Below are 23,159 nucleotides of genomic sequence, written 5' to 3'. Positions count from 1 at the left end.
GCATTTGCATTCGATGGACATCATGAACAACGGGAACGGTCCGCAGACAGTTCGCTGAGCCGCAACAACGATGCAGACGTTGTTGCGGTGATCATCCCTGCGATGCACGCGAAGTGGATGGATCACCGCCGGATTCACTCTGGGCGGAGACTCCCCATGTTCAATCGACAGGCCCCGCGTTGGGCCCACCCGCCGCCATCGGCCATTGTGCTGATGGCGCCGTTCGACCTCCTGGCCTCGCTGGCCATGGATATCTATCTTCCTGTGGTGCCGGTGATGCCGCGGGCACTGCAGACATCACCGACGGTGGTGCAGCTGACGTTGAGCATCTACCTGCTGGTGCTCGGCCTGGGCCAGTTGCTGTTCGGCCCGTTGTCCGACCGCATCGGGCGGCGGCCGGTCCTGTTGCTGGGGGCGTTGCTGTTCGCGCTTTCGTCGTTTGCGCTGGCCATGTCCAGCAGCGGCGCAGCATTCCTGGCCTGGCGGACCGTACAGGCGGTGGGGGCGTCGGCGGCATTGGTGGCGACCTTTGCCACGGTCCGTGACGTGTATGCCGATACACCCGAAGGTGCGTCGCTGTATGGGCTGTTCGCCTCGATGCTGGCCTTCGTGCCGGCACTGGGGCCGATCCTCGGCGCACTGTTGGCAGGCGCGGTTGGCTGGCGCGCGATCTTCGTTCTGCTCGGCGCACTGGGCATGATCGCCGGCATGCGCGCGGTACGGCATTGGCGGGAAACCCGCCCGCGGTGCCATGACGCGTCGCGACCGGCGGTACGACGCATCCTCGGCAGCGGCGCGTTCTGGGTCTACACGCTGGGCTTCAGTGCGGGCATGGGCATGTTCTTCGTGTTCTTCTCGGTCGCGCCCCGGCTGCTGGTCGGACGCATGCAGTACTCGCCCCTGTCGTTCAGCCTTGCCTTCGCCACGGTGGCGCTGGTGATGATCGTCACGGCGCGGATGGCGCACGTGTGCATTGCCCGCTGGAACGTGCGCGGTACCTTCCTGCGCGGCCTGTGGGTGATGGTGGCCGGGGTGCTGCTGATGGCGTTGGCCGCAGCGTGGCCTCCCTCGTTCATCGCGGTGGTGCTGCCCATGTGGGGCATCGCGGTGGGGCTGGTGATGGTGGTTTCGGTGGCCGCAAGCGGCGCGCTGCGTGATTTCGCCGATGCGTCGGGTACGGCGGTGGCTCTGTACTACGCGGTGCAGAGCCTGATCGTGGCAGGCATCGGCACGCTGGTTACCCTGGTGCTGCCCGGCGATACCGTGTGGCCGCTGGTGGCCTACGGGTTGCTGCTGCCACTTGCCAGCCTGGCAGGTACCGCCGCGCTGCGGCACCGCACATAGCGCTGGATGGCGGGCAAAAAAAGGGGCGGCCGCGAGGCCGCCCCAACCCGTCAAGAGAACACGTGTTTAGAAGCGGACGGACCAGCGTGCAGTGGCGCCATGGTCGCGGCTTTCACTGCCGAACTGACCGCTGTAGCCCAGCTCCAGCTGCTGCCGCGGGGTCAGCCACGCCGCCAGGCCCAGCTCGGCCACGACGGCGTTGTCGGCAATCGGAGCACCCTCGACCGCGAACGTGGTGCTGCTGTTGGCAAAGGCGAGGTTGGCCACCTGGCTGCGGTCGCCGGAGGCACGGCGGTAGCCGACACCGCCACGCAGGTGCAACCAGCTGTCCTGCTGGAACGATGCCTTCAGACCCTTGTCGAAGCGGAGACCAGCGGTGGCGATGGTGGTGCCGGTGTCGTCCACCTTGCCGTGCAGTGCCGCCGCGCCGCCACGCTCGTTGATCTGCTTCAGGTCCACTTCCACGCGGGCGACCTGCAGGTACGGCTCCAGCCCACCTTCCGCATTGCCGAAACGGTAGCCCGCTTCGATGAAGGCCTGGCGTGTATGTGCGTTGTAGCGCGCGCTCAGGCTGTCGCTGAAGCCTGCGAAGGCAACATCACGCGTGCTCTTCACTTCATTGCGGCTCCATGCCACGCCACCGCGCAGGCCGAACCCGCCCCAGGTGTGGCTGGCGTAGGCGCCGAAGTGCGTGTTGTCGATCTTCGACTTGGCACGACGCTCCTGCTGCTTCACGTCGGTGCGGCCGGTACCGGCCAGCACGCCGATCTGCCAGCCACCGAACTCGCGGTCGATGCCGACCAGCAGGCCATTGCTGTTGGCATCAGTGCGCGCGGTGTTGCTGTTGCCATCCAGCTTGCTGTTGCCGCCCAGCGCCTGCACCCAGGCACCGGTGGCATCACCCGTATCGGATCCCGGTGCGGCTGCACCGGCACGGCGTGACAGTGCGGCATCGCGCACATGGCGGCTGCCCTCGACCAGGGCCAGTGCCGTGGCCGGATGCAGCTCGCCGCTGAGGCCATCGAGCACGCCACCGACCTGTTGCGGGAACAGTTGGGTCAGCGGCTTGGGCAGGCCCTGGTTGATTGCCAGTCCATCGGCCGCCGCCGCGGCCGCACGCTGGTTCGGCGTGGCGGCGGCACTGGCGAGCGACGCACCACGGGCCACGTCGATGCGGGTGCCATTGGCACCGTAAGCCAGGCTGAACTGCAGGAACGGCGAGAACGCGCTGAAGTCGGTTTTCGCGAACTGGCCGCTGACACCGCCGTCGGCGCGGATGAAATTGAACTGCTCGCCGAGGTAGTAGGTACCCGGCTCCGGCAGTGCGATCAGGGTGCCGCCGAGGGTGGCGGTGCCGGTCACGTGCAGCTGGTCACTGCGCCCGCCCGGAGCAAGTTCGGCAGCATAGACGCCGGTTGCACCCTGTACGTAGTTGCCGTTGATGGTCAGCGTGCCGATCGAATTGCCGGGCGCGATGATGCCGTCGACGTGGGTGCTGCCGAGCGTACCGACACCCTTCAGCAGGCCGTTGGCACCGACCGTGGTGGTGCCGCCGGTCTGCGTACCGTTGAAGGACACCACGCCACCGTTGACGGTCAGGTTGCTGTCCTTCAGCAGGCCGCTGCTGCTGACCGTGCTCACGCCCCCGGTGGTGTTCAGCGCGGTGGAGACCAGGCTGCCATTGAGCAGGAACTGGCCACCCTGGACCTCGACCGCAGACGTGAGCGTGTTGGCGCCATTCAATTCCAGCGTACCGTCCTGCAGTACCGCGCCGTTGAAAGTGTTGTCACCGCTCAGGCGCAGCCAGCCGATGCCGGACTTGGTCAGCTTGCCGGGGCCACCGATGTCGTTGGTCCAGTCGTCCCAGGCATCGCCTTCCCAGACCTTCAGGCCACCGGCCTTCTGGTTCATCACCACGTTGGTATCCACGCGCAGCGAGCCGTAGCCTTCGATGGCTTTGCGCAGGTCCATCAGGCCCCAGCCATAGACATCATCGATGCCCGGTGCGCCAAGATCGCGCGCGGTGGTCAGCAGTACGTCGCGCACCTGGGCGCTGTCCAGATAAGGGAAGCGTTCGAACAACAGGCCCAGTGCACCGGTGACGTGGGGTGCGGCCATCGAGGTGCCGCTCAGGTTCCCGTAGGCATACGTTGGGGCCTGGCCGGAGACCTCGAGGATCACATTCCCATTGTCCTCGCGGGGGCTGGCATCGATGACCGAATCTTCGCCATAGACGGTCGAATTGATGTTCGAACCAGGCGCGGCCAGGCACCAGTTCGCGGCCAGGCCGCAGCGCATCGAGCGATTGCTCAGCTCCAGCGCCTGGTTGACGTTGACTACGGCCAACCAGTACGGCTCGACGTCAGTGAATTCGCGTGGCATCGATGCATACATGCCCGCGATCGGCGCCTGCTCTGGCGAGGGATTGACCGAGTCGGTGTTTCCCGCAGCCCATACCTGGATCAGGCCGCGGGTACGTGAGCCTTCTGCTATCGCGCCGAGGCTGTCCGCAAGATCCGGATGCGACAGATAGAAGTCGAGCTTCTCGGCAGTGTCCGGTTCGTTGGTCAGGCCCCAACTGTGGTTGACTGCGCGGACGTGCTGTTCGTTGAGCTGTGCGTATAGCTGCGGGAAGATCGAGTCGGAGGCTCCCAGCCCGGCAACCGATTTACTGTCCAGATACAGTCCGCCATTGCGCTCGACGACGGTCAGGTAGTTCACGCTGTTGGCAAACAGGCGGGCCACGGTGAGGTCCGCCCCGAACGCGACGCCGTGCATTCCGTTGCCGTCGCGGTTGGCGGCGATGGTTCCGGATACGTGGGTGCCGTGCACGTTGTAGCCCGGGCCCTCGAAGTAGCCGTTGCGATTGAGCAGGTCCCTGTAGGCCGGATCAATGAGGGTGTAATCGATGGCGACCTGATTGCCGTCACTGGTGAAGCAGGCATCCGGGCCGGCAAGTACCTCGCTTCCGCACAGGCTGCCATTTGCCAACACATCGGCCAGACGGAGGCTGCGATGGTTCTTCCCGGCGAACTCCGGATGGTCCAGGCCGGTGCCGCTGTCGAACACACCCAGGCGGATGCCGGTACCGGTCAGGCCCCGCGCATAGGCGTGGTCCGCGTTGGTCGCGGCCAGGCCCCAGTCGGCATTGAATTCGTTCGTACGCCAGCTGGCTGGATCGCCCGGATTGCCGAGGGTCGTCGTGCTGCTGGCCGCCGCTGCGGGGGCTGCAATCGGCAACGGGGTGGTTGCGGACGGGATCGCCGCAGTGGCCGGTTGTGCCCACGCCGCCTGCAGTTGGCGCTGTTGTTGCCAGACCTCGAATGAGTCGTTGGCCATCGCGGGCAACGTGCTGGCAAGCAGCAATGTGCTGGTGACCGCCAGTGCGAGGCGGCTGTGCATCGGAGAACGGGAGCGGGACGAACGGCCGTGCAGCGGGTGATTCATCGGACAACTTCCTTGATTGACGGACAACAAGGCCGTTAACCCCGCAGCGCGCCGATCACCCCCAGTGGTGTGAAGAAAATTTAATGAACAGGTTAATGTTTCGTGACGCGCGTGTTCACTCCATCTCCGGGAAACCCCGCTACCGTGGCCCGGCCTGGGCTCACCAGGCTTATCAAGGAGTGATGTCGATGCGTACTTTCAGGAAAATGATCGTAGGTGCCGTGTTCGCCTTGGCCTGCAGCGGTTCGGTTGCTGTGGCCGGGCCGATTCCGCCATGCGATCTTCCCTGTTGGAAGGCTTACCAGGCCTGTTTGTCCGGTGGCGGTGATGCGATGGAATGCCAGTACGAATACGATCGTTGCGTCATGGATCGCTGCGGCGCTGTGTAAGCAGTGGCAGCAGGACTGATGACGAGCCCCGTCACCGACGGGGCTCTTCTGTTTCAGCGCAGCCCGCTTGCAGGCCATGCACGCAGCGGCGAGGATGGGGAATCGCATCGGAGCCGCTGCACATGGCCGTCAAACGTGTCGTCGCCAACATCGCCACGCCTGATCCTGCGCGTGCCGCAGTGTTCTATGGCGAGCTGCTGGGCATGCCGGTGGTGATGGACCACGGCTGGATCGTCACCCACGGCGGCGAGGGCAGCGCGCTGGCGCAGGTCAGCTTTGCCAGTGAAGGGGGGTCCGGCACCGCAGTGCCGGATCTGTCGATCGAAGTGGACAATCTGCAGCAGGTACTGGAGCGCATGCGCGCGGCCGGCATCCCGCTGGAATATGGCCCAGCCGATGAGCCCTGGGGCGTGCGTCGCTTCTTCGTCCGTGACCCGTTCGGGCGGTTGTTGAACATCCTCGCCCATAGCTGAGCGACAGACGGTTCGTCAGCGCCGCTTGGCACCGGCCGGTGGCACGCCGACCATGCGCAGGCAATCGGCCTGCACGGCTTCGATGAACGCATCGGCATCCTGTGCCGGTGTGGCGATCAGGTCGTCGGTAGCGCCGTGCACGCCGGCGTAGATCAACGAGGCGGTAACCTGCGGCGCCGGAAGCTGCCACAGACCGGCGGCGTTGCCCGCTTCGAGGATGCCCAGCAGCTGCTGCTGGATTGCATTGCGTTCGGCGTTGCCGCGCTTGTGGTGATGATGGTTGGCGTACACCACGTCGTGCAGTGCATGGGTGCGCACGTAAAGTTCGATGTTGGCGCGGATCCAGGCGCGCAGGCGTGCTACGCCATCGCCGACGGGGTGCTGCTGCACGGCCTGGTCGACCGCTTCCATGAACTGCCGCGTGTAGCGCTGCGCCAGCGCCTGCAGGATCTCGGTGCGCGAGGCGAAGTAGGTATAGAAGGTGCCCTTGGCCACATCAGCCGCGGCGACGATGTCGCTGATGGTGGTGGCGTCCACTCCCTTTGACAGGAACAGTGCCTGCGCGGCGTCCATCAGTTCTTCCTGGCGGGTTTCCGCAGGCTTGGTGCGGGGCCTGGCGACAGCTGGGGTCTGCATGGTGGGCAAGGTCCGGGTGCGACGGTGGGCATTCTAGCTGTCCTTCGGCATTGACTGACCGCCGGTCATTGACCGACGGTCAGTCAGTGGCTACGATGCGCGCACGTCCTCCCCCGGGATCCACACATGCAGCGTTTCCAACGTCCGGCTCTGGTGTTGGCCGCCTACCTCGGCACATTCCTCGCCTCGCTGGACATCAGCATCGTCAACGTCGCCCTGCCGACCCTGCAGCAGGCGTTGCACACCGACATGGCCGGCCTGCAATGGGTGATCAACGCCTACGCGATCGCGTTGTCGGCGTTGATGCTGTCGGCGGGGCCGCTTGGGGATCGTTACGGTCATCGGCGGATGTGGCTGCTCAGCGTCGCCACCTTCACGCTGGGGTCCCTGCTGTGCGCTTGTGCCGGCAATCTTGGAACCCTGGTGGCCGGGCGCGCAGTGCAGGGCATCGCGGGCGCATTGTTGATTCCCGCCGCAATGCCGATCCTCAGCCATGCGTTTCCCGATGCGCGCCAACGTGCACGTGCGATCGGTGGCTGGTCCGCGTTCAGTGCGCTGGCCCTGGTGCTTGGCCCGCTGCTGGGCGGCGTGCTGGTGCAGCGCGCCGGATGGCCCAGCATCTTCCTGATCAACCTGCCGTTGGGCCTGCTCGCGCTGGCGCTGGGCGTCTGGGGAATTCCGGAGCGGCGGCATCCGCAGCACGCCGCACTGGACCCCGCCGGGCAGCTGCTCAGCATCGTCGCGCTGGGTGCGCTGAGCTATGGCCTGATCGCGATCGGCGAGCATGGCCTGCTGGCGCCGGTGACCCTGCTGGCGCTGGGCGTCGCAGCCGCCGGACTGATCCTGTTCGGCATCGTTGAACGCCGGGTTGTACGCCCATTGCTGCCGCTGGACCTGTTTGCCGACCGCCGCTTCGGCATGTTCAACCTGGCATCGTTCGTGCTGGGCTTCACTGCCTATGCCAGCCTGTTCTTCCTGTCGCTGTTCTTCCAGCAGGCGCAGGGCCACAGCGCTGCGCAGGCCGGCTCCCAGCTGGCTCCGCAGTTCCTGTTGATGGGGGTCGTCTCGCTGTTGTTCGGTCGTCTGGTCGCCCACCTCGGGCTGCATGCCGCGCTGGTGCTGGGCTACGCCCTGGCCGGAATAGCGCTGTGCGCGATGGCCACGTTCGAACCGGCTACGTCGCGTGCTTTTGCCAGCGCTGTGCTGGTGCTGCTTGGCATTGGCATGGGGCTGGCAGTGCCGGCAACCGGCATGGCGGTCATGGCCAGCGCGCCGGTCGAGCGCGCGGGTATCGCCTCAGCCACGATGAACGCGTTACGCCAGGCAGGCATGAGCCTGGGCATCGCGCTGCTGGGCAGCTTGATGGGCCAGCGCGCCGTGCAGCACTTCGCCGTTTCCGCGCAGGCGGCCGGGCAGAGGGGGCTGGTGGCACAGGCGCGCGAACTGATCCTGCAACCAAGCTCGATGCACGCCACGCCGCAGACACTGGCGTGGTATCGCAGTGCGATGGCCAGTGGTTTCGGCTGGGCGATGGCTGTGGCCGGTGCGCTGGTCCTGCTTGCTGCGCTGGGTCTGTATCGCCAGCGCGCACCAGCCTGACGCGCAGCGTTCAGCCCTGCTGGCGTTGCGGGCCCTCTGCCGTGCGTTCGATCTCGTGTGGCTGCTGTTGCTGCTGGCGCGCATTGGCGTGGCGAGCGTGCCCACCTTCACGACCGATCGTGGCCATGTGCTGGCGGTTGCGGCTGATCGCCTCGCCGCCCTTGCGGCCTGCGACACGTGCTTCGGCCGGACTGAATTCATGCGCGTTGCCGGAGGCATGTGCGGCACGCCCGCCCTTGGCAGCGATCGCGCGCTGCTTGTCCTGGTCCATTGATGCGAAGCCCCGGTTGGAACTGCGCGGGTTCTGCTCAGTCATGTGAAATCTCCTGCAGTGTGGACGCCGCCTTCGTAGACGGCAGCATCCATGCTTGGCCATCGCACGCTAAGTCCAGGTCGCCATCTTCGCCACGGTTTTCACGCGCCCTGCGCACGGGACCGATCACGCAGCCATTCAGGCGGGCGCTGCAATGCGGAAGTTCTCTCGCACAACTGCAGCAGCAAGGCCGCAGGGGACAGGGTGAGGATGGAGCCTTGCGTCGAAGCACGCGCGCATCCACCGATGATCGTGATGGGGCCACCGCCGCTGTTGATAGGATGCGCGACAACGCCACTCGCCTGGCCACGACAGGGACGTAGAACATGAACAGGATTGGATTGATCGCCTTGCTGGCGTGTGCCGGCTCCGTCCATGCAGGTAACCCGCTGTTGTCCGGCAGCTTCGTCCACGTCGGCTATTCGGCCACCGACGAACAGCTGCCAGCCGCGCAATTGCCGCTGTTCCTGGATGAACTGCAGGACCTCGGCAACGACACGATCATCCTCGGTCAGGTGCGTGCCACCCGTGCCGGCGTGGGATGCGCCAGCGGTGTGCAGGATTTCGAATGGATTGCCGGCTTTCCCGGCAAGCTCGGCACCGTGCTCGATGCGGCAGCCGCGCGCGGCATGAAGGTCGTGGTGGGTACCACCTACAGTTCGGGGCAGTGCGCCACCTTCTGGCAGGGCCAGAATGCAACGGCCGTGGCACAGGATGCGGCGCAGTCGCTGGCGCAGCTTGGCCAGCAGTACGGATCGCATCCGGCGTTCGCCGGCTGGTACATCACCGACGAGCCGGCACAGGTGCCGATTGATCGCGCGTCGTTCTATCGCGCGATCGTGACGGCGCTCAAAGGCAGTACACCCTCGCGGCCGGTGATGGTGGCACCCTACCTGGCGTCATCCAGCGTGGATCCGGCCAGCGTGGGCCGGGCTGCTGCACAGTTCCGCACCGCCACCGGCGTGGACGTGCAGATCTGGCAGGACGGCATCGGTGCTGCCTCGCATGCCCGATTGTTCCAGTGGGATCGCGCGGGTCATTCCACCGAGGCGTACTACGAGGCGCTGTCGGCGGCGCTGGGTGCCAGCGGCCTGTGGGCCGACATCGAACTGTTCAACCATGGCAGCCCCTTGTTCCTGGAGACCGGCAACGGGCTGTCCGGTGCCTATCGCTCCGCGTCGGTGCAGCGCATCAACCAGCAGTTGTGGAGTGCGCGCTCGGCCGGCAAGCGCGTTGCCTGGCTCAACCAGTACCACATGTCCGAGGTGGTCGGCCCCGGCCAGGGGTATGGCGAATCGCCGCGGATGATGAACACCTATCGCGGGTTGTATGGCCTCGGTGCGTCCTACAGTGTCGATCCGGTGCAGACCACCTACAGCTACAGCACGGCGCCGGACGCAAACTATCCCGACAGCACCGGGCATGAACTGTTCGATCGCCGGGTGGGGGATCCGCGCAACCCGATGGATGCCGGCTGGGTGGGCGTGCACGGCAACGTCAGCATCACCATCGACCTCGGCCAGCGCCGGCGGGTGGACTGGATCGGCCTGCACACGATGACCCGCCCGGCCTGGGGCATCGTCACGCCGACGTCGGTGGAGGTGATGTGCGCTGAGCCGGGCACTGCCGCAACCCGCATCGGCGTGCTGTCGGCGCCATTCACCCAGGCCGGGCTGAGCGGTTCGACCGAAGAGGAATACGTGCTGGGCAATGCCGCGCCGCTGGCCGCGCAGTGCCGCACGCTCGAGCTGCGGTTGGCCAATGGCAGCTGGACCTTCCTCAGTGAAATCGAGATGGCAGCCGAACAGTAGGCGCCTCAGCGCTGGGGTGTGTCGCGCAGTCGCTGCGCGAACGGCCGCTGCTCAAGCGCCTGCAGTGCGTCGCGCAGCACCTGCTCCAACGGTTGTCCAAGATCGGCATCGAGGCTGCGCGCCGCGCGTGCCGTGGCCTGCCACTGCGCCTGCAGCGCCGGCAGCGCCTGCAGTGCGCGCGGGCTCAATTGCAGGATGCGCTCACGGCTGTCTTCACCGACCGCAGCGTGCAGCCAGCCGTCGCGCACCATTGCTGAAACCGTCTGGCTGAGTGCCGAATGGCTGAGCCCGCAGGCCAGTGCGAGGTCCTTGATGCGGCAGGGGCCCTGCGCCATCAGCGTGCGCAGCACCGGGGTGTAGCGCGGGCGGTAGTCCAGTTTCAGGTCGCGGTAGGCCTGTTCGACCGCCGGGTCGAGCTGGTCGAGCAGGGCCCGCAGCAGCGTTCCCAGGGTGGCGTGTTGGAGATCCATGCTGGCGATGATATATAAGCACTTACATATCATCAACATGGGGTGCGGTCATGCCGGTTTCGTGGATGCTGGGCGCGCTGCTGGCGGCGTCCTGCCCGGCCCAGAACGCGGTGCTGCAGGCGGCGGCCACGGCGATACAGGCGCAGTACCTGGACGTGGCCGAAGGCGCGCGCATTGCCGAGGTGGTGCGCGGCTGGTCCGCCCAGCAGCGCTATGCGGACAGCTGCGCGGACCCCAAGGCGTTCAGCGCACGCCTGAACCAGGACCTGGACGTGTTCGATGGCCACTTCCATGTCGAGCGGGTGGATGCCAGCGCCGGCCAGGATGACTGGCTGATGGCCTGGCGCGCGGATGCACGCAGCAATGGTGCGGGCGTGCGCGAGGTGCGGGTGCTGGAAGGCAACATCGGCTACCTGCGCCTGAGCACCTTCTATCCGCTCGATCTGGCCCGGCCGAAGCTGGCCGCGGCCTTCACCCTGCTGGCCGACACCGATGGGCTGGTGCTCGATCTGCGCCAGAACGGGGGGGGTGATGACGGCAGTGCGGACCTGCTGGTGCGGACCCTGCTGGCGGCGGAGATCACCCAGGTGCAGTCACTGCAACAACGTGGCCAACGCAGTCCGGTACCGTTGCCACCGGCGAGCCTGGGGCTGTACCTGAAGCCGCTGGTGGTGCTGATCGACCGCCGCACCGGCTCGGCCGCCGAATTCGTCGCGTACTCGCTGCAGGCGCAGGGGCGGGCACGTGTCGTTGGGAGTCGAAGTGGCGGCGCGGCACATATGTTCGATGATCCTGTGCTGCTGCCGGATGGCTATCAGATCAGCATTCCCGACCGGCAGCCGATCAACCTTCGTACCGGAACCAACTGGGAACGTACCGGGGTCACGCCTGATGCGGCAGGCGGTGACGATCCGCTGTTCGTCGCCCGGCAGCTGCTGGCCCGATCGGCATCGCCAGAATGAACGCACAATTGCAACCGCGCCCTATCGCAGACGACATGCAGCGTGCCTAGAATCGAAGCATCCCGGTAGTTCCCGGGCGCTTCGAGTGAATGGACTCAATGAAGATTCTGTTGACCGGCAGTTCCGGGCGGATCGGGCGTGCGATCTTCGGCGCGCTGGCGGCGGCCCACGAAGTGGTGGGGCTGGATCGCAGCCCATTTGCCACCACCCGCATCATTGCCGATGTCACCGATCGTCAGGCCGTGACGCGGGCGGTGCAGGGGGTCGATGCGGTGATCCATACCGCCGCCCTGCACGCACCTCATGTCGGCCTGGTGCCGGATGCGGTATTCCAGCAGATCAATGTGGAGGCGACCGCACACCTGTTGCAGGCTGCCCGCGAGGCCGGTGCACGCCGCTTCGTGCTGACCAGCACCACGGCGCTGTATGGCCATGCGGTAGTGGCGGGCGGATGCCGCTGGATCGATGAAGATACCGAGCCGTTGCCGCGCACGATCTACCATCGCAGCAAGCTGCAGGCAGAGGCGTTGGCCGAAGCCGCTGCGGCACCGGGCTTCAGCGTGCGCGTGCTGCGCATGGCCCGCTGCTTCCCCGAGCCACCGGAGCGGATGGCGATGTTCCGCCTGCACCGCGGCATCGACGCGCGCGACGTGGCCAGTGCACATGCCGCGCTGCTGCACGATGAGGGCGCTGCCTTCGCACGCTATATTGCCTGCGCACCGACACCGTTCCTGCGCGAGGATTGCCTGGAACTGGCGACTCAGCCCCGCCGGGTGCTGGCCCGCCGCGCCCCGCTGCTGCTGGCCGAGTTCGAGCGCCGCGGCTGGCCGCTGCCGTTGAGCATCGACCGCGTCTACGACAGTGCACTGATGCGCAGCACACTGGGCTGGCAGCCGCGCTTCGGCCCGGACGACGTGCTGCAGCAGTACGCGGCTGGCAGCATCGAGGTGTTGCCTCGGGCGCAGTGGATCAAGGATCGGGTTGCCGAATAGGACGGAACGGGGCGGGTTCCTGACCCGACCCTGAGCAGATTCAGGAATGTGCAGGCGGAGCGCCTCAACCTCGTTCGCAGGCGGCCGCTAACCCGGTGCGCTTCCTGCGCCGGGCGGGTCCCGGCAGCCGGTGGCCTGCGCGACGGATCGCGCACCTGCGCGGTGCCCTCGCGGTGCCGGTCGTCCTGAACTGCCTTGCGGACCCTTCCATGCATTCTCCCCGTTCCGCCGCTGCCCGCCGCCCGGGCAGCATCGCCCACAAGCTGATGCTGGGCACCGCTGCGATCGCGCTGCTGTGCTTCGGCCTGACCGCGTTCCTGATCTACCGCCAGGCCAGCGCCAGCCTGATCGATGCCTCGCGCCAGACCATGGCCAGCGAGGCCACCGCCGAAGCCCGCCAGGTCGCGGCCGATCTGGGCACCGCCTTTGCAAGCAACGACGCCATGGTCGAGGCCGTGCTCGCCCAGCGTGCGCGGGGTGACGCGCCTGATCGCGCCAGCCTGGCGGCCGTGCTGGGCGAGCAGCTGCGCAGCCATCCCGAATGGCTGGGCAAGAGCACCATGTGGGAAGCCAACGCCTTCGACGGCAAGGATGCCGAGTTCGCCAATACCGAGATGCACGATGCCAGCGGCCGCTACATGAGCTACTGGGCCTGGCATGACGGCAAGCCGCAGCAGTCGACCATGACCGACTACACCGAAGCCGCTGACGGCTCGGCCGACTGGTACGTGGTGCCCAGTCGCGACAAGCTGCCCAAGGTCAGTGAACCTTATGCCTACGACATCGCCGGCCAGCAGGTGCTGATGAGTACGCTGAGCACTCCGATCATCGAAAACGGCACGTTCCTCGGTGTATTCACCGTGGACTTCTCGCTGGCGGCGCTGCAGAAGCACCTGGCCACGCTGAAGCCGATGGGCGCCGGGCGCGTTGAACTGCTCTCGCCGAACGGTGTGGTGCTGGCCTCGGCGAACGCCGCCGAGATCGGCAAGCCGCGCAACGACGCATTGACCCGCAGCATGCTGGCCGACATCGCCGCCGACCGCCGGTTCGAAGCCTTCACTCCGGATGCGGCAGGCAACGTGCGCGTGTACGTGCCGCTGCGCGTGGGCGACGCGCCGCAGCGCTTCGCGCTGGGCGTGGTGATGCCACACGCGGTGATCGTGGCCGAGGCGCGCCAGCTGCTGTGGCTGACCCTGCTGGTTGGCGTGGTAGCCGCGCTGACGCTGAGTGTGGGTGTCTATGTGCTGCTGCGCCGGTTGGCGATCCGCCCACTGGCCGAAGCCGTGCGCGTGGCCGGCGACGTCGCCGCAGGCAAGCTGGACAGCACCCTGCCGGCACGCAGCAACGACGAAGTGGGCCGCCTGCTGGACGCGATGCAGGGCATGCGGGGTCAGCTGCAGTCGGTGATGGCGGCGCAGGCGGAGATGGCGCGTCGCCATGACGCCGGCGAACTCAGCTACCGCATGGACGCCGCGGCGTTCCCGGGCGAGTACGGCCGGATGGTGGCCGACAGCAACCAGCTGGTGGCCTCCAGCAACGCCGTCACCCAGCGTCTGGTCGACGTGATGCAGCGTTATGCGGTGGGTGACCTGAGCGTGGACATGGAAGCGCTGCCGGGCGAGAAGGCGGTGTTCACCGCTGCGATGGCCACCACCAAGAGCAACCTGGCGGCGATCAACGATCAGATCCAGCAGCTGGCCGCCGCCGCCGCCGCCGGCGACTTCGCGGTGCGCGGCGACACGCTGCGCTTCGACCACGACTTCCGCCGCATGGTGGAAACCCTCAACACCATGATGCAGGTCAGCGACCACAACCTGGCCGAGCTGTCGACGCTGCTGCGCGCGATCGCCGCAGGCGATCTCAGCGCGCGCATGCACGGCGACTTCCACGGTGTGTTCGCGGTGATGCGCGACGATGCCAACAGCACCGTGCAGCAGCTGACCCAGATCGTCGGCCAGATCCAGCAGTCGGCGGCCAGCATCCGCCTGGCGGCGGGTGAGATTGCCGCGGGCAACAGTGACCTGTCGCGCCGTACCGAGCAGCAGGCAGCGAACCTGGAAGAGACCGCGGCCTCGATGGAGGAGCTGACCTCCACGGTGCGCCAGAATGCCGACCACGCGCTGCAGGCCAACACCCTGGCCGGCTCCGCAGCGGGTGTGGCCAGCGAAGGCGGGCAGGTGGTCAGCCGAGTGGTGCAGACCATGGAGCAGATCGAGGCCTCGTCGCAGCGCATTGCGGAGATCATTTCGGTGATCGACGGCATCGCGTTCCAGACCAACATCCTGGCGTTGAACGCGGCGGTGGAAGCGGCGCGTGCCGGCGAACAGGGCCGTGGATTCGCCGTGGTCGCCAGCGAAGTGCGCGCGCTGGCCCAGCGCTCGGCAGGTGCGGCGAAGGAGATCAAGGAGCTGATCGACGCCTCGGTGGCGCAGGTCGGTGCCGGTGCGCAGCTGGTGCACGGCGCGGGCCGCACCATGCAGGAAATCGTCGGCCAGGTCGGTCGAGTGAACGAGATCATGGCCGAGATCTCGGCGGCCTCTCGCGAGCAGTCGGCGGGCATCGAGCAGGTCAACCAGACCGTGGTGCAGATGGACGAGACCACCCAGCAGAACGCCGCGCTGGTGGAGGAAGCCAGTGCCGCCGCGCGTGCGATGGAAGAACAGGCCGAGCAGCTGGCGGTGGCGGTCTCGCGCTTCCGCCTGCAGGCCGAGCCGGTGGCCACGGCTCGCCGCGCGGCCTGATCCCGCAAACGAAGACGCCCGGCGGGGGCCGGGCGTCGATTGCATCCTTGCCGCGCATCCCTGCGCAGTTCTGAGGGCTCAGAACATGCCTTCAAACGGGTTCCAGCTGGTGCGTCCTTCCACCTTCTCCAGGTAGTAGCTGTAGTTGGTGCTGGAGGCGACGAGCAGGTTCATGGCGATGAACAGCATGCGCCCCACGACGTCCGGAAGGAACATGGTGATGATGGCGAGCACGATGTTGATGCCGATCAACACCAGTGCCTTGCGCCACATGCCCAGGATCAACAGGTAGATGGCGCCGAAGAACAACGCAAAGAAGTTCAGGTTGATCTTCAGGCGGTCACCGAAGGACAGCGCCTTCCAGGCCTGCTTGAAGCCGGGATTCTTGGGGGCGCCGTGCTGGCGGAAGAAGTTGAAGCGGAACTGCCACTTCGGGCTGAACTGGGACAGGTCAGTGGTATTCATGGGAAACATCCCTGTTGGAAAACGTTTTCATGATAGGGCAAGTCCTATTCAGGATCCAAGCTTCGGCGTCAAAAATGTGACGCCCGCCTTGTTCGTTGTGGTGCGGCGGGGCGCCGCACCGTCACCCATCCGCCTTGTTTTTAGGATAGGGTGCGCAGTTCCGCTGCCACCCCAGCTAAACCCGGGTGGCGGCGGGATGTCCATGGAGGTTGCATGACCACACCTGCTACACCGGAAAACGCACCGGGACCGGTGCTCCTGCCGACACCTGAAGTGGTGCAGGCACAACAACTGCTCGCACGCCAGCAACTGGCGGTAGCGATGGACCGTGCACGCACGGCCGCTACGCAGAACGCGGCCGCGGCCGCGCTGGAAAGCGAGTAATCCGCAACACCGCCGATCGCGCTGGCGTGCTGCCAGCGCGATCGCGGCGCGCGCCGCCGGTCAGAACCGCGCTGTCATGCTCATGAAGTAGCTGCGCCCGGCCACGAAGTAGTCGGTGGAGCCTTCGGCATACAGCTTCTTGTCGGCCAGGTTGCTGACGCCGCCACGCAGGGTCAGTACCTCGTTGACGTTCCAGGCCGCGGTCAGGTCATACAACGTGTAGGCCTTGAGGAAGGTCGTCGCCGTGCCGGTCTGCTTGCCGGTGTACTGCGCCGACAGGCTGCTGGAAAACACCGTACTGGGCGTCCAGTCCAGCGACGAATAGCCAGAGAATTCCGGAGTATCGATCAGGTTGCGGCCGGTGGTCAGGTTCTTGGCTTCCTTCATCCAGGTCGCCGAGGTGCGCCAGCGCCAGTGCTCGCCGAAGCGGAAATTGAGGTTGCCTTCCATGCCGCTGGTGCGTGCGCGCTGCACGTTGCTCATGCGCGTCCACCAGATGCCGTTGAACCTGCCCAGCGGTGCGTACTCGATCTTGTTCCTGAAGTCGGTATGGAAGTAGGTCAGGCCCGCATCGACCAGGTCGTTGTCGAAGCTGATGCCGATCTCGCGGTTGGTGCTGGTTTCCGGGTCCAGGTCCGGGTTGCCGGCCATGTAGCAGCCGCCGCGGGTATAGCCCAGCGGGATCAGCGAGGTGCAGCCTCGGCCGCCGGACTGGGTGGCGGCGGTGGCCGAATTCTCGGTCAGGCTGGGTGCGCGAAAGCCTTTGGAAACGCCACCTCGGATCGTCCACTGCTCGGCCGGATGCCAGACCAGGTAGGCACGCGGGCTGACGTGGCCGCCGAACTTCTCATGGTGATCCAGACGTGCGCCGAGGGTCAGCGCCAAGGTGCGGTGCAGCTTCAGTTCGTCTTCGACGAACAGGGCCCAGGTATCCACTTCCAGATCGGAGCCGCTGACGGCATTGCCGGCATAGTCGATCGGCGCGCGGCCGATGGTGTCGGTGTTGGTCAGTTCCTGGCGCTTCCATTGGCCGCCCACGGCGAACTGGTGTTCAACCCCCAGGGTGAAGGGCGTGGTCAGGCTGCCCTCGATGATCGTATCGGTGGCTTCGGAGCGGCCTGTGGCACCGATGTCGTTCTTGTACTCGGTCCAGTACGCACTGATCTTCGAGTTGCCGAAGCTCCACTTGCCGTCGTGGTTGAGCGCCAGCGAGCTGCGCTTGAGTTCGCTGGCACCCCAGGCGCCTTCGTCCTGCTTCTCCAGCGAGGCATCGATGAAGGCCTGCTGCACGCCATGGCCGGCTTCCAGCGACAGTTCCTGCGCATCGCTGAGCTTCCACTGCAGCAGCGCGTCGACGTTGCGGTCCTTCTCGCCGGCGTAGGCGTTGCCGTAGACACCACCGTTGGACTGGTCCGAGTCGCGGCGCATGCTGTTGGCACCGATACGCAGGCCGAAGCGTTCGCCGAGCGGGCCGGAGAAGGCCGCACCGATCTGCTGGGTATCACCGCGCTTGTCATCGCCGGGGCGGGTATAGCTGTGCGTTGCGCTGCCGCTCCAGTCATCGCCGATGCGCCGGGTGATGATGTTGATCACGCCGCCCATGGCGTCGGAGCCGTACAGCGACGACATCGGTCCGCGCACCACTTCGATGCGCTCGATCTGGTCGGGCGAGATCCAGTTCAGATCCTGGCGGCCGAGGTCGGGGCGGTAGTTGGTCGAGGCCGAGCTGCCCATGCGCTTGCCGTCCACCAGCACCAGCGTGTAATTGGACGGCATGCCGCGCAGCTTGATCTTGGACTGCTCGCCGACCGCACTGAGGCCACCGGTCACGCCCGGCACGCGGCTGAGCAGGGTGGCCAGGTCGTGCACCGGCTGGCGCTCGATGTCCTCGCGGCTGATCACGCTGATGCTGGCCGGCGCATCCTTGATCCATTGCTGGTTGCCCGAGGCGGTGACCACCACGGTATCCAGATCCTTGGTGGAGGCATCGGCGCTGGCCTCTGCGGCGGCCAGGCCGGGCAGGGCCAGCAGGCAGGCGGTGGCCAGGGCACTGGCCAGGCGGGTGCGCGGCAGGCGCGCGGAACGGGAACGGAACAGCTGGGACATGACGGCTTCCATCGGATGAGGGGGACCGGATGGAAGCAACGGGCGCAAGCAGACAAGCAGGCAGGCCCCCCTTCCATGGGTCGTTGGGCGCGCGGCTCGAACCGGCGCAGCTGGGTGGGTCTCGGCCGTGCGGAAGACGGTGACCTGCCTGGTTAATGAAATGATAACCGTTCGCGTTTGTTACGATCCAGTACCTGGGGCGACCAAGTGACATCCGTACCCACGCCCCGGCACTCGCCTGCTGTTTGCTGAATGGGGATAAATCCCGGCGTAGACCTTCGCACTCGGCTTACATCCGGCGCCCTAGACTGAGCCGCATTTTCGATTCCGCCCCGTTGGAGATCGTGTGGGTTCCGGTAGTGACAGACAGCGACTGCGTGGCGTGAGGCCGACGCAGCCAGGACAAGTGCGGGCGCCGGGAAAGCGCGCCGGGAACCTTGGTGCATGCAGCCCGGCCGGGATGGCCGGCCGTGCCGACTGCGCGGAGTAGGCGGCAATGGGGGTGCAGACCATCCATGCGGAAGCAGATACGTCCCGGCGTGATGCCGGCTGGACGCTGCTGCCGGCCGAATCGCCGTTGCAGATGCCCGAGCAGACCCTGCGCGAAGGCCAACTGAAGGTTCGCCGCCACCGCACCTCGCCGCGACTGATCGGCCTGCGCCGGTTCTACATCTTCGGCGGCACGCTGGCGATGACCGCCATCGCCACCCGGATGATGTGGCGGGTGCTGTCGGCCAATGGCATCAGCGTGCTCGAAGCCTGCCTGCTGGTCCTGTTTGTCGGCCTGTTTGCCTGGATCGCGCTGTCTTTCGCCAGTGCAGTGGCCGGCTTCCTGACTGCCGTGTTCGACCGGGGTTACCGCCTCGGCATCGACCCGGACAAGCCGCTGCCGGCGGTGCACAGCCGCACCGCGCTGCTGATGCCGACCTACAACGAAGACCCGCGCCGGCTGCTGGCCGGCCTGCAGGCGATCTACGAGTCGGTGGCCGCCACCGGCCAGCTCGACCGGTTCGACTTCTTTGTGCTCAGTGATACCCGCCGCGAAGACATCGCACGGGCCGAGGAGCAGGTGTTCGCCGAACTGCGCGAGCGCGTGACCGATGGCCAGGCGCGGCTGTTCTACCGCCGCCGTGGCGACAACAGCGGGCGCAAGGCCGGCAACATCGCCGACTGGGTCCGTCGCTTCGGCGGCGCCTACCCGCAGATGCTGATCCTCGACGCCGACAGCCTGATGACCGGCGACAGCATCGTGCGCCTGGTCGCGGGCATGGAACACAACGCCGATGTCGGCCTGATCCAGACCCTGCCGTCGGTGATCGGTGGGCGCACCCTGTTCGCGCGCATGCAGCAGTTCGGCGGCCGCGTGTACGGTCCGGTGATCGCCCGCGGTGTGGCCTGGTGGCACGGTGCCGAGAGCAATTACTGGGGGCACAACGCCATCATCCGCACCCGCGCCTTTGCCGATCAGGCCGGGCTGCCGGCGCTGCCGGGGCGCAAGCCGTTCGGTGGCCACGTCCTCAGCCATGACTTCGTCGAAGCGGCGCTGATGCGTCGGGGCGGCTGGGCCGCGCACATGGTGCCGTACCTGGGGGGCAGCTATGAAGAAGGTCCGCCGACGCTGACCGATCTGCTGGTGCGCGACCGCCGCTGGTGCCAGGGCAACCTGCAGCACGGCAAGGTGGTCGGCAGCCGCGGCCTGCACTGGATCAGCCGCATGCACATGCTGATCGGCATCGGTCATTACTTCACCGCGCCGATGTGGGCGATGCTGATGCTGATCGGCATCGCCATCCCGTTGTTCCAGGAAGGCATCGATTTCAACGCCCTGCTGCACCTGTCGCCGAGCGTGTACTGGCGGGCCCAGGACGAGGAACAGGTGGTGCGCCTGTTCGCGGCGACCATGGCGGTGCTGCTGCTGCCCAAGGTGCTGGGTTACCTGGCGATGCTGCTGGACCCGGTCGACCGCCGCGGGTGTGGCGGCGCGCTGCGCGCGTTCGTCTCGATGCTGGTGGAAACCGTATTGGCGGCACTGATGGCACCGGTGGTGATGTACGTGCAGTCGCGCGGCGTGGCCGAAGTGCTGTCCGGCCGCGATTCCGGCTGGGACGCACAGCAGCGCGACGATGGCGGCATCTCGTGGTTGGCGCTGATCCGCGGCTACGGCGGCCTGGGCGTGTTCGGTGCCTTCATGGGCGTGCTGGCCTGGGCGGTATCGCCCTCGCTGGCCGCGTGGATGGCGCCGGTGGTGATCGGCATGGTGCTGGCGGTACCGGTGGTGGCGCTGACGTCTTCGCGCGGCCCGGGTGCCTTCCTGCATCGCCTCGGCCTGCTCGATATTCCCGAGGAGAACATCCCGCCGCCGGTGCTGGTACGCGCCGCGCAGCTGCGACGGGAAGCCGCCGAACAACCGCCGCTGTACTGATCGTCCCGCGGCAGCGGCATAATGCGGCTCGAACTTGAAGGAGCCGCATCATGCTGCAAACGGTGGAACAGGAAACCGGCGCCTCGCCGCAGTGGTCGGTGATCTGGCTGCACGGCCTCGGCGCCGACGGCCACGACTTCGCACCGATCGTGCCGGAGCTGGTGCGTCCGCATTGGCCGGCGCTGCGCTTCGTGTTCCCGCATGCACCGGTGCGGCCGATCACGATCAACAACGGCGTGCCGATGCGTGGCTGGTACGACATCGTCGGCATGGATTTCCGTTCGCGCGCCGACATGGCCGGCGTGCAGGAATCGGTGGTGCAGCTGGATGCGCTGATTGCGCGGGAGGTCGAGCGCGGCATCGCGCCGGAGAAGATCTTCCTGGCCGGCTTCTCGCAGGGGGGCGCGATCATCCTGACCGCCGCGCTGTCACGCACCGCGCCACTGGCTGGCCTGATCGCACTGTCCACCTACCTGCCGGAAGCCGAGAGCGCCAAGCGCGTTGACGGAGCGGTGCAGGTGCCGCTGTTCATGGCCCATGGCAGCAGCGACCCGGTGATTCCGCAGGCGGTGGCCGTACACAGCGCGCAGGCCCTGCAGGCGCTGGGCCTGGAGGTGGAATGGCACAGCTACCCGATGGCCCACCAGGTCTGCGCCGAAGAGATCCAGGCGCTGGGTGACTGGTTGCAGGAACGCCTGGGCGCTGCCTGAGCCATGTCACCGGCCAGCGCCCCGCCCTGGATGCCGGAACTGTGCCGCCTGCCGCGGCTGGCGGCGATGCTCGGCCTGGCCGAACTGGTGGTGGTAGTGCTGGCCCTGGCCCCGGATGGCAGCCGCCACTGGACCGTGGGCGAACTGCTGTCGGCCAGTGGTTTCGCGCTGTGGCTGGCGCTGGCCGTAACGGCCAGCCTGTGCCTGCTGCGGAACGCGTTGTCGAGGTTGCCACAGGTCCTGGGGGCGGTCTCGGCCATCGCACTGGCGACGCTGATCGCGGTGGTCTGCGCGGGCATCGTGCATGCCCTGTACGCGGTGCTTGGCGACAACTTCGCCCGCGGCATCAGCTTCTGGCGCTTCACGCTGGGCAGCGCCGCGACGACGGCGCTGATCACGGCGTTGGCCCTGCGCTACTTCTATGTGAGTGATCGCTGGGCCGCGCAGGTACAGGCCAACGCACGCGCACAGGCCGACGCGCTGCAGGCGCGGATCCGCCCGCATTTCCTGTTCAACAGCATGAACCTGATCGCCAGCCTGCTGCATCGCGACCCGGTGGTGGCCGAGCGGGCGGTGCTGGACCTGTCCGATCTGTTCCGTGCCGCGCTGGGGGCGGGCGAGGGCGATTCCACCCTGCGTGACGAATGCGAGCTGGCCGAGCGCTATCTGTCGATCGAATCACTTCGACTGGGCGAGCGCCTGCAGGTGCGCTGGCAACGCGACGAGCCACTGCCCTGGGATCTTCCCCTGCCTCGCCTGGTACTGCAGCCGCTGGTGGAGAACGCCGTGCTGCATGGCATCTCGCGGCTGCCCGAGGGTGGGACCATCGAGCTGCAGCTGGCGCGCGAGGGCAATCAGCTGCAGATCCGCGTGCGTAATCCGGCGCCCGATCCGCAGGCCCCCGGGCTGGCCCTGGCGCGCGGTGCCGGCCATGCCCAGCACAGCATCGGCCATCGGCTGGCCTGGCGCTTCGGCAGCGCCGCGCGGATGACGGCTGGCTGGAGCGAGGGCTACTATGCCTGCCAGGTGACAGTGCCGATCCAGTGAGGGAGCGATCGTGAGGGTAGTCATCGCCGATGACGAACCGCTGGCGCGCGAGCGCCTGCGCAGCCTGTTGGCCGCGCAGGACGGCGTGGATGTGGTGGCCGAGGCCGGCAACGGCGAGCAGGCCCTGCACGCGTGCGCGGAGCTGCAGCCGGACCTGGTCCTGCTGGATATCGCCATGCCCGGGCTGGATGGGCTGGAAGCGGCCCGCCACCTGGCCAGCTTCGAGCCACGCCCGGCGGTGGTGTTCTGCACTGCCTACGACGCGCATGCACTGTCGGCCTTTGAAGCGGCAGCGATCGATTACCTGATGAAGCCGGTGCGTGCCGAGCGCCTGGCTGCAGCGATCGCACGCGCACGCACGTTCCTGGCCGGCCGCGACGGCCAGCCGCAGGACCACCGCGGGCAGCAGGCCCGCAGCATGCTGTGCGCGCGCCTGCGCGGCAGCCTGCGCCTGATTCCGCTGGACGACATCCACTACCTGCAGGCCGAAGAGAAGTACGTGGTGGTGCACCACGCACGCGGCGAAGACCTGATCGAGGAGTCGCTGAAGTCGCTGGAGGAGGAGTTCGCCAGCCGCTTCATCCGCATCCATCGCAACTGCCTGGTGGCACGCCATGAGCTGGTGGAGCTGCGTCGAGGCACGGGCGGCCAGGTGCAGGCGATGCTGCGCCATGGCAAGCAGCCGCTGGAAGTCAGCCGCCGCTGCGTGGCGACGTTGAAGCAGGAATTGCGGCATCTGTGAGTGTTCCGCGCGGCCTGCGGCCACGACTGCTTCGAGATCAACAGCAACAGCAACAGCAGGCTGGTCGGCTCTGTGTTGTTGCGTGCTGGGCGAGGCGGGATGGGCG

18 protein-coding genes are annotated in these 23,159 nt (G+C 66.9%); 12 read left to right on the top strand and 6 right to left on the bottom strand.

Annotation, left to right across the window (positions count from 1 at the left end; genetic code table 11):
- Window positions 1–156: 156 nt before the first annotated feature.
- Window positions 157–1,344 carry a CmlA/FloR family chloramphenicol efflux MFS transporter gene (gene cml, locus G5A07_RS06860; protein WP_191863071.1) on the top strand — a complete coding sequence of 396 codons (1,188 nt, stop codon included), beginning with the start codon at window positions 157–159 and terminating at the stop codon, window positions 1,342–1,344.
- Window positions 1,345–1,410: 66 nt separating this feature from the next.
- Here the strand turns inward: cml and G5A07_RS06855 are convergent, their stop codons facing one another.
- Entirely contained in the window at window positions 1,411–4,791 is a 3,381-nt protein-coding gene (locus G5A07_RS06855; protein WP_191863070.1) for an autotransporter domain-containing protein, read from the bottom strand.
- Window positions 4,792–5,302: 511 nt separating this feature from the next.
- On the opposite strand from G5A07_RS06855, the gene G5A07_RS06850 reads away from it, so the two are divergent.
- Window positions 5,303–5,653 (top strand): VOC family protein, encoded by a 351-nt coding sequence (locus G5A07_RS06850; protein WP_043397553.1) that lies wholly within the window; start codon window positions 5,303–5,305, stop codon window positions 5,651–5,653.
- Window positions 5,654–5,668: 15 nt separating this feature from the next.
- Here the strand turns inward: G5A07_RS06850 and G5A07_RS06845 are convergent, their stop codons facing one another.
- The gene (locus G5A07_RS06845; RefSeq protein WP_191863069.1) at window positions 5,669–6,289 is read right to left on the bottom strand and encodes a TetR/AcrR family transcriptional regulator; all 621 of its coding nucleotides are present in this window, start codon (window positions 6,287–6,289) and stop codon (window positions 5,669–5,671) included.
- Between the two features lie 126 nt (window positions 6,290–6,415).
- Here G5A07_RS06845 and G5A07_RS06840 point away from each other — a divergent pair, with 126 nt between their 5' ends.
- Complete coding sequence (locus G5A07_RS06840; RefSeq protein WP_191863068.1) at window positions 6,416–7,888, top strand: MFS transporter; 1,473 nt, start codon at window positions 6,416–6,418, stop codon at window positions 7,886–7,888.
- Window positions 7,889–7,898: 10 nt separating this feature from the next.
- On the opposite strand, the gene G5A07_RS06835 is transcribed toward G5A07_RS06840, so the two are convergent.
- Window positions 7,899–8,204: a KGG domain-containing protein gene (locus G5A07_RS06835; protein ID WP_100446791.1), complete on the bottom strand. Its 306-nt coding sequence runs from the start codon at window positions 8,202–8,204 to the stop codon at window positions 7,899–7,901.
- Between the two features lie 323 nt (window positions 8,205–8,527).
- Here G5A07_RS06835 and G5A07_RS06830 point away from each other — a divergent pair, with 323 nt between their 5' ends.
- Window positions 8,528–10,012: a DUF4434 domain-containing protein gene (locus tag G5A07_RS06830; RefSeq protein WP_191863067.1), complete on the top strand. Its 1,485-nt coding sequence runs from the start codon at window positions 8,528–8,530 to the stop codon at window positions 10,010–10,012.
- Between the two features lie 5 nt (window positions 10,013–10,017).
- Here G5A07_RS06830 and G5A07_RS06825 read toward each other — a convergent pair whose 3' ends face one another.
- Window positions 10,018–10,482, bottom strand: a complete 465-nt coding sequence (locus tag G5A07_RS06825; RefSeq protein WP_057501632.1) for a MarR family transcriptional regulator — start codon at window positions 10,480–10,482, stop codon at window positions 10,018–10,020.
- A gap of 50 nt (window positions 10,483–10,532) precedes the next feature.
- Here G5A07_RS06825 and G5A07_RS06820 point away from each other — a divergent pair, with 50 nt between their 5' ends.
- The 3 genes from G5A07_RS06820 to G5A07_RS22580 all read left to right on the top strand — a co-directional run bounded on the left by G5A07_RS06820 (window position 10,533) and on the right by G5A07_RS22580 (window position 15,177).
- A complete protein-coding gene (locus tag G5A07_RS06820; protein ID WP_191863066.1) occupies window positions 10,533–11,444 on the top strand; it encodes a S41 family peptidase in 912 nt (303 codons plus the stop codon).
- A gap of 98 nt (window positions 11,445–11,542) precedes the next feature.
- Window positions 11,543–12,436, top strand: a complete 894-nt coding sequence (locus tag G5A07_RS06815; RefSeq protein WP_049480185.1) for an NAD(P)-dependent oxidoreductase — start codon at window positions 11,543–11,545, stop codon at window positions 12,434–12,436.
- Window positions 12,437–12,645: 209 nt separating this feature from the next.
- Entirely contained in the window at window positions 12,646–15,177 is a 2,532-nt protein-coding gene (locus G5A07_RS22580) for a methyl-accepting chemotaxis protein (RefSeq protein ID WP_100446785.1), read from the top strand.
- A 78-nt stretch (window positions 15,178–15,255) separates the two neighbouring features.
- Here the strand turns inward: G5A07_RS22580 and G5A07_RS06805 are convergent, their stop codons facing one another.
- Window positions 15,256–15,642: a DUF2628 domain-containing protein gene (locus tag G5A07_RS06805; RefSeq protein WP_010481288.1), complete on the bottom strand. Its 387-nt coding sequence runs from the start codon at window positions 15,640–15,642 to the stop codon at window positions 15,256–15,258.
- Window positions 15,643–15,855: 213 nt separating this feature from the next.
- Between G5A07_RS06805 and G5A07_RS06800 the strand changes: the two genes are divergently transcribed.
- On the top strand, window positions 15,856–16,026 hold the full coding sequence (locus G5A07_RS06800) for a hypothetical protein (RefSeq protein ID WP_167345305.1): 171 nt from the start codon (window positions 15,856–15,858) through the stop codon (window positions 16,024–16,026).
- Between the two features lie 60 nt (window positions 16,027–16,086).
- Here G5A07_RS06800 and G5A07_RS06795 read toward each other — a convergent pair whose 3' ends face one another.
- A complete protein-coding gene (locus G5A07_RS06795) occupies window positions 16,087–18,132 on the bottom strand; it encodes a TonB-dependent receptor (protein WP_191863065.1) in 2,046 nt (681 codons plus the stop codon).
- 496 nt (window positions 18,133–18,628) lie between these two features.
- Here G5A07_RS06795 and mdoH point away from each other — a divergent pair, with 496 nt between their 5' ends.
- The 4 genes from mdoH to G5A07_RS06775 are packed head-to-tail and all read left to right on the top strand — an operon-like array spanning window position 18,629 to window position 23,053.
- A complete protein-coding gene (gene mdoH, locus G5A07_RS06790; protein ID WP_049480181.1) occupies window positions 18,629–20,554 on the top strand; it encodes a glucans biosynthesis glucosyltransferase MdoH in 1,926 nt (641 codons plus the stop codon).
- A 50-nt stretch (window positions 20,555–20,604) separates the two neighbouring features.
- Entirely contained in the window at window positions 20,605–21,264 is a 660-nt protein-coding gene (locus tag G5A07_RS06785) for an alpha/beta hydrolase (protein ID WP_191863064.1), read from the top strand.
- Window positions 21,265–21,267: 3 nt separating this feature from the next.
- Window positions 21,268–22,311, top strand: a complete 1,044-nt coding sequence (locus tag G5A07_RS06780; protein WP_191863063.1) for a sensor histidine kinase — start codon at window positions 21,268–21,270, stop codon at window positions 22,309–22,311.
- 10 nt (window positions 22,312–22,321) lie between these two features.
- A complete protein-coding gene (locus tag G5A07_RS06775; protein WP_010481294.1) occupies window positions 22,322–23,053 on the top strand; it encodes a LytTR family DNA-binding domain-containing protein in 732 nt (243 codons plus the stop codon).
- Window positions 23,054–23,159: the final 106 nt, after the last annotated feature.

This window comes from Stenotrophomonas sp. AS012628 (genome assembly GCF_010608305.1).
In the GTDB taxonomy this organism is placed as follows: Bacteria; Pseudomonadota; Gammaproteobacteria; order Xanthomonadales; family Xanthomonadaceae; genus Stenotrophomonas; species Stenotrophomonas geniculata.
The sequence above is the reverse complement of the archived record's forward strand: the minus strand, read 5'-3'. Positions and strand labels throughout refer to the sequence as shown.

What these genes read in the sequence shown, in the direction of transcription:
- cml (WP_191863071.1), top strand. Translation starts at nt 157, where the DNA reads ATGTTCAATCGACAGGCCCCGCGTTGGGCCCACCCGCCGCCATCGGCC.
- G5A07_RS06855 (WP_191863070.1), bottom strand. Translation starts at nt 4,791, where the DNA reads ATGAATCACCCGCTGCACGGCCGTTCGTCCCGCTCCCGTTCTCCGATG.
- G5A07_RS06850 (WP_043397553.1), top strand. Translation starts at nt 5,303, where the DNA reads ATGGCCGTCAAACGTGTCGTCGCCAACATCGCCACGCCTGATCCTGCG.
- G5A07_RS06845 (WP_191863069.1), bottom strand. Translation starts at nt 6,289, where the DNA reads ATGCAGACCCCAGCTGTCGCCAGGCCCCGCACCAAGCCTGCGGAAACC.
- G5A07_RS06840 (WP_191863068.1), top strand. Translation starts at nt 6,416, where the DNA reads ATGCAGCGTTTCCAACGTCCGGCTCTGGTGTTGGCCGCCTACCTCGGC.
- G5A07_RS06835 (WP_100446791.1), bottom strand. Translation starts at nt 8,204, where the DNA reads ATGACTGAGCAGAACCCGCGCAGTTCCAACCGGGGCTTCGCATCAATG.
- G5A07_RS06830 (WP_191863067.1), top strand. Translation starts at nt 8,528, where the DNA reads ATGAACAGGATTGGATTGATCGCCTTGCTGGCGTGTGCCGGCTCCGTC.
- G5A07_RS06825 (WP_057501632.1), bottom strand. Translation starts at nt 10,482, where the DNA reads ATGGATCTCCAACACGCCACCCTGGGAACGCTGCTGCGGGCCCTGCTC.
- G5A07_RS06820 (WP_191863066.1), top strand. Translation starts at nt 10,533, where the DNA reads ATGCCGGTTTCGTGGATGCTGGGCGCGCTGCTGGCGGCGTCCTGCCCG.
- G5A07_RS06815 (WP_049480185.1), top strand. Translation starts at nt 11,543, where the DNA reads ATGAAGATTCTGTTGACCGGCAGTTCCGGGCGGATCGGGCGTGCGATC.
- G5A07_RS22580 (WP_100446785.1), top strand. Translation starts at nt 12,646, where the DNA reads ATGCATTCTCCCCGTTCCGCCGCTGCCCGCCGCCCGGGCAGCATCGCC.
- G5A07_RS06805 (WP_010481288.1), bottom strand. Translation starts at nt 15,642, where the DNA reads ATGAATACCACTGACCTGTCCCAGTTCAGCCCGAAGTGGCAGTTCCGC.
- G5A07_RS06800 (WP_167345305.1), top strand. Translation starts at nt 15,856, where the DNA reads ATGACCACACCTGCTACACCGGAAAACGCACCGGGACCGGTGCTCCTG.
- G5A07_RS06795 (WP_191863065.1), bottom strand. Translation starts at nt 18,132, where the DNA reads ATGTCCCAGCTGTTCCGTTCCCGTTCCGCGCGCCTGCCGCGCACCCGC.
- mdoH (WP_049480181.1), top strand. Translation starts at nt 18,629, where the DNA reads ATGGGGGTGCAGACCATCCATGCGGAAGCAGATACGTCCCGGCGTGAT.
- G5A07_RS06785 (WP_191863064.1), top strand. Translation starts at nt 20,605, where the DNA reads ATGCTGCAAACGGTGGAACAGGAAACCGGCGCCTCGCCGCAGTGGTCG.
- G5A07_RS06780 (WP_191863063.1), top strand. Translation starts at nt 21,268, where the DNA reads ATGTCACCGGCCAGCGCCCCGCCCTGGATGCCGGAACTGTGCCGCCTG.